This is a genomic window from Bifidobacterium sp. UBA6881 (assembly GCA_002451435.1).
Lineage (GTDB): Bacteria > Actinomycetota > Actinomycetes > Actinomycetales > Bifidobacteriaceae > Bifidobacterium.
In genome coordinates, this window is sequence record DKCF01000001.1 from 1,617 (window position 1) to 7,404 (window position 5,788).

Here is a 5,788-nt window from a genome sequence, read left to right on the forward strand (position 1 = left end):
TGGGAAGGAATGGTGATTCAACTCTGATTGAGCCGCATTCGACATTGGTTTGATTCCGATTAAGCATCGTATGATTCATGACCAAAGCGTTCAGCCGCGCATAGCGGTCAAACGCTTTGGTCTTTTGGGCCGCGATATGTGTGGGAATATGAGGGGGAGCCATTTTTCCGTTATACTAGGCAACGGAGAGCTTTTGGGACAGGGGAGTCGCAAAATGGGGAAAAACGAAGGCATTTCTGCCATGACGGATGCGACGAAGGCGCACCGCTTTTCAATTCTTGATGATGATCCATTCGCGATTGACGGTTTGACGCGTATCATCAACTCGTCGGGCGCTGGTTCAGTGCTCTGGACGGCCACGGCTGCTCAAAAGGCATTGAGTTTGGCTATGGATACCGATCATGCTCCGGATATGATGCTCGTGGATATGGCATTGGGACCGGAATCAAGAGGATTATCCGGTGCCGATGTGTGTTATGCGATACGTCGACGTACCGGAAAGATCCGATTATTGATAGTGACGTCGTTTCCTACGCAGACATATCAGCGTGAGGCTATTTCTGCTGGAGCGCAAGGTATTGTCGGCAAGAGCGATTGGAATGTGTTGAGATCCGCAATCGTGAGTGTGGCATGCGGCGGTACGTGGGGAGGTGGTTTCGAGACCTCGTCGGTTGCGCATCTGCGCGTAAGGAAGAGCGTCCGAACGGCTAGACGTCTGTTGTCCATACGTGAGCAGGAAGCCCTTGCCTTTAAATCTCGGGGATTAACGAATAAACGGATTTCGCAGAGTATGGGATGTAAGGAATCCACGGTTAATTCGCTTCTGGCCCGTGCCAAGGCGAAGCTTCATGTGCGTACCGCGGCGGAGGCCGTAGCATTATGGACCGGTGAGCGTTCATAGTGGAATCGAGAATCGCGATGTAGTTGAAGGAACTACACCACCAAGAGTATCAAGCGTGTTGACGCATGGTTTTTCTTATATTCGTAAGTGTTTAAGGTCCCGGCAATGAGGCTGGAACCAAGTTAGAAGGAGAAGCACAATGTGGTGTGATGTTAGGAAAACGATATGCGGCGGTTTCCAAGTCATGCGGTACGGTTCGTGGAAGGGCAATGGCGTGAATTCGGTCGCGCCCACAACAAATCTGTACTCGCAGTACAGCTATGGGGCGAACTGGAAAAAGCTATGGTAAGACGATTCCATGCGATACCGGTTTTCTGTCTTGCCGTATTGATTCTTGCATCATGTTCGAACGGTGCCGCATCGACGGATAAAACGACTAATCCTTGGCGTACCGAAATACAGCGGATGTATTCTCGTACCGATAGTGATTTAGTTCGTGAAATTCTTCGTGACGGCACGATCACAGATGCGGAAATCGAGGAATTCCAGGAATCCTACAATAAATGTCTGGCGCAGTATGATTTGTCATCCAGCTACTCTCGAGAGGATGGCAGCGAGTCGGTGTCGGACCAGTTCTCGCAATATACCCCCGACCAATTGAATGAGCATGTCGATCAATGCCGTACGAAAACGGGATACTACGAGCTCATTCCGTTGGATCAGGAGATTCACGCAAATCCAAACCATGTGAGCGAAGCCGATTCGAAGCGCAAGATATTTGATTGCCGTAAACGGCATGGACTTCTTGACGCTGATCTTTCCTATGAGGAGTACCAGAAGATAATGGAAGCCAAACCGGATTCCTCTGGCCGCGACCCATTGCTGGATACTCCTTTCGGCAAATATTATGAAGATACGGAGAGCGAAGAGGCTCAGCAATGGTTCGCCTGCGAGACGGAGACTTCTGAATAACGGAGTAGGGGGAGTTCGCCGATGAATGGCAAAAATACACAACCGGATCGCAGGATGCCAAGCACTCGGCAAATCGGAAAACGGTGGTTTCACCGCGCCGAACGCAAGTCCGCTCGTGGCATGGTCTCCGCATCGATTATCGTGCTGCTGGCATGCACGATGCTCGCTGTGGGATTAGGTTGCGGCTTCATACTTTCGCAGGCGAGAATTCCCCCATCTTTGGAATCCACGGTGGACGCCGGTTCCATACATGTGAGCTCTGCGTCTTTTGACGATTCACAATCGGTGACGTTATCCGTGAGCGTCGGCTCGGCTCTCACGGTCACGTCGCCTGTATCCGGAACAGTGACCGCTTCGACATGCGTTCCCGGTATGACGATTTCCTCGGGTGGCACACTGGCATCGGTGGATGCGACGCCATTGGTCGCGCTGCACACGCAAACACCGATGTATCGAGCATTGACCAGCGGAATGAAAGGTGCTGACGCTTGGGCGCTGAATCAGGCGTTGCGCAATCTGGGGTATGCCGCGCCTGATTCCGACACGATGACATGGGATACCATCACCGCTTACAATGCGCTCGCCGACAGTGTCGGGGCGAAACGGCTCACAGTTGAATCACAATGGACGATTGGGCCTGGCACGTTCATGTGGTTGCCTGCTGACTCATTGACCGTCGATTCCTGCTCCATCGCAGTCGGACAGCAAACCACCATAGGGCAGGCGGTGTTTGTGTCTGCCGCCGTGCCCGTCAAAGCGACGCTGCCGGTCAACGATGCTCAGCGACTTGCGGGAGATCGTATTCTTACCATTGGCGACACCGCATTCGACGTGCCCGCCGATGCCGCCGAACTTACGGATTCCGCGCTGCTGGCAGCCGTCATGTCGAGTTCGGAATATCGCTTGGCTACGCTTTCCGGGAACGCCGTTACCTCATCGGCGAATGGCTCAGGAACATTATCGGAGGGCGGTGGCGGCACGGTGAATGTGTCGTATCGTTGGAAATTGAAACAGCCGATCGATGTGATTACCGTGCCTCCGTCATCGGTGGTGCGCGCATCGGGGAATGAAGGATGTGTGGTATCTTCCGGTAAATCCGTTCCGGTTGCCATCGTTTCCAGCCAGCTTGGGAAAACCATGGTGCGATTTGAGCAAAACGTCAGTATTGACAATGTCGAAATAAAGCCGACGAATCCAAATCCTTGCAGGTGATCGACATGGAACGAACCGGCCATTATGACGCACATCCGACTCGGGCGGTGTATTTGAACGATGTCGGACATGCCTTCGACTCCACTGGCGAAGACATGCTTTTCCGCCATCTCACCTTGACGTTGCGGCCACGCCGAGTGTATGCGCTGGTCGGACCTAGCGGCTCGGGGAAATCGACGCTGTTGTCCATCATCGCGGGGTGGACGAAGCCGTATGCCGGTGACGTGAGCCGCGTTGATTGCGGCCGTGTGACATGGGTGCTGCAAAATCCGCATGGAGCGGCTCGGCGTACGGCATTGGATCATGTGTCGCTGCCTTTTATCGCGCAAGGTGAGTGCCGGCGCGACGCTGATTTCCACGCGAGGGAATTGATGGATGCATTTGGTTTGGAAGAGGCGGCGGATAAGCCGTTCAAAGACCTTTCCGGTGGTGAAGCGCAGCGGTTGATGCTGGCGAGGGGCATCGCCTCAGGTGCAGGACTGATGCTGGTGGATGAGCCCACTGCCCAATTGGACCTGTCTACTGCGATTACGGTGAACGAAAGACTCAACAACCTTTCGATGTCCGGCGCGATCGTGGTCGTCGCCACGCATGATCCGCGCACCCGTGATGCCTGTACCGATCTTATCGACTTGCGCGATTATCAATCCGATGATTGCATGGATGCTTTCAAGTCGGATTCAGCGGAGAAGGTGCCGGCATGACCATCAAACGAACGCATCGCGATACCGGTAATCCGCATCCCGCCATGCAATTGACTGGCGTTCTATCGGAATGCTGGCGAAACCTCGTCACTGGCACGACACACGCCTGCGGTTTCGCAATGACGCTTATGGCCGTGATTGTGATGCTCTGCGGCGCCGATCTCATCACAATCACCCGCATCCAAAAGCAGGTGGATGATTTCGTATCGTCTGGAGGATCGACATACGTCATCGAATATGCGAAACGTATTAATCCGGTGGCATGCGAATCGTTATCGATGCTTGATGGGGTGAGGGAGGCAGGCGCTGTGCGACAGGCAAGCGGCAAAATCACTTTCGCGGCATTACCGTCCACTGGCGTTCCCGCATTTGAGGTTACGGAAGGAGCCATCGATTTTTTTACTGATTCCACCGGCGACGTAAGCTCCGCCAATGATGGCGCGGCCGACATGCATGCCACAAATACGGCAAACGATGCGAAACGGAACACGAGAAATACGCATACCGGAATCTGGCTTTCCGCCGAAGCCGCGTTGCCGTTGCAGGCGACGGCAGGCGAAAGCGTAGCGCTTAAGAATGGTGGCACGGCTGACATCGGCGGAATATACCAGTGGCCGGATGATGGCCGGAAAAGCGGATATTCATATGCCGTTTTGGAACCTGTTCCGACAAACGACGCGGAACGATTCGATTCCTGTCTGGTCAAAGCGTGGCCGGTGCCGGACAACATTGAGAGCCTGCTACGGTTGGCCACCGTGGAGGATGCCGCCGACAGTGAAGAAAGACCGGTTATTTCGCGACTCAACACCAGTCAAAGCACGGATTTTGACCCTGCCGCGCGTTATCGGCAACGTATCACAGCATGGGCTCCCGCAATCGCCGCCGTGGCCGGATTGATGCTTGGCGCGACTGCGATTTGGTTACGGCGTCTGGAATTAGCATCCGCCTTGCATTGCGGAGTGCCGAAATATGCGGTGATTGCGCAAATCATGATGGAGACCGCTGCATGGGCGGCATGCGCAATCATCATGTCAAGTCCGATATTGGCTTGGATATGGTCGGACAACACTACTGACGACGCGGCGGTATTGGCGGATACGATGCTACGCGTGCCTATCGGAGCATTGCTTGCAACATTGGGCGGAACGTTCCTGGCATTGTTGACCGTCCAGGAACGGAAGCTGTTCCGATATTTCAAAAATCGTTGATTGACAAAACATATTGCGGGATATGTGCTGGCATGAATCGTCTTCCGGCTCGAAAAACGATTTTGTGCGCGGCCAACCTTACAATGGCGTTCATGGAACAAAACGAGGTTCTCAAAGCATTGCAGCGCGATCACGCAGCTGAACTGAAACTGGCCGCCGAACGACTGAACGGCACCGCACGCCACACGGAGATCATTCCGTCCCCGGTGCTGTCCGAAATGACCGGACACGAGATTCTGCTCAAGCCTGAGAATCTCCAAGTCACCGGATCGTTCAAGATCCGTGGCGCATACAACAAGATCGCCTCCCTGTCCGACGAACAGCTGGCGCATGGCATCGTCACCGCCTCCGCAGGCAACCACGCGCAGGGCGTCGCGTATGCCGCACGCGAACGCGGAGCGAAGGCCACCATCTGCATGCCTCAGATCACCCCGCCGCTGAAGGTGGACGCCACCAAGGCATACGGCGCCGACGTGGTCCTCTACGGTGAGGTGTTCGACGAATCCGCCGCGCACGCGCAGGAGCTCAGCGACAAGGAGGGCATGATCTACGTGCCGCCGTTCGACGATTACGAGGTGCTGTGCGGCCAAGGCACCATCGGCCTTGAAATCCTCGAAGACGTGCCGAACGTCACCGACGTGGTCGTGCCGCTGGGGGGTGGCGGCCTGGGCGCCGGCGTGGCGCTCGCCATCAAGACGTTCAAGCCGGAAGTGCGCGTGATCGGCGCGATTCCGGAAGGCAGCCCGGCATGGAAGAACTCGCTGTCCGCCGGCCGGGTCGTTCCCGCCGATGAAGTACGCACTTCCGCCGAAGGCGTGGCCGTGAAGCGTCCGGGCGACCTGACGTTCGCG

The 5,788-nt window shown here is 55.3% G+C and carries 6 protein-coding genes; all 6 read left to right on the plus strand.

What is annotated here, in order from left to right:
* The first annotated feature begins 214 nt into the window (after positions 1-214).
* Positions 215-901 carry a response regulator transcription factor gene (locus tag B3C64_RS00010; protein ID WP_291532858.1) on the plus strand — a complete coding sequence of 229 codons (687 nt, stop codon included), beginning with the start codon at positions 215-217 and terminating at the stop codon, positions 899-901.
* A gap of 165 nt (positions 902-1,066) precedes the next feature.
* On the plus strand, positions 1,067-1,813 hold the full coding sequence (locus B3C64_RS00015) for a hypothetical protein (protein WP_291532859.1): 747 nt from the start codon (positions 1,067-1,069) through the stop codon (positions 1,811-1,813).
* Positions 1,814-1,834: 21 nt separating this feature from the next.
* Positions 1,835-3,025 carry a hypothetical protein gene (locus B3C64_RS00020; RefSeq protein WP_291532860.1) on the plus strand — a complete coding sequence of 397 codons (1,191 nt, stop codon included), beginning with the start codon at positions 1,835-1,837 and terminating at the stop codon, positions 3,023-3,025.
* A 5-nt stretch (positions 3,026-3,030) separates the two neighbouring features.
* Complete coding sequence (locus B3C64_RS00025) at positions 3,031-3,729, plus strand: ATP-binding cassette domain-containing protein (protein WP_291532864.1); 699 nt, start codon at positions 3,031-3,033, stop codon at positions 3,727-3,729.
* Positions 3,726-4,937 (plus strand): hypothetical protein, encoded by a 1,212-nt coding sequence (locus tag B3C64_RS00030; protein WP_291532861.1) that lies wholly within the window; start codon positions 3,726-3,728, stop codon positions 4,935-4,937. Before B3C64_RS00025 ends, B3C64_RS00030 begins: the two co-directional genes overlap by 4 nt.
* A 92-nt stretch (positions 4,938-5,029) precedes the next feature.
* Positions 5,030-5,788 (plus strand): threonine/serine dehydratase (locus B3C64_RS00035; RefSeq protein WP_291532862.1); only part of this gene is annotated, 759 nt, incomplete at its 3' end.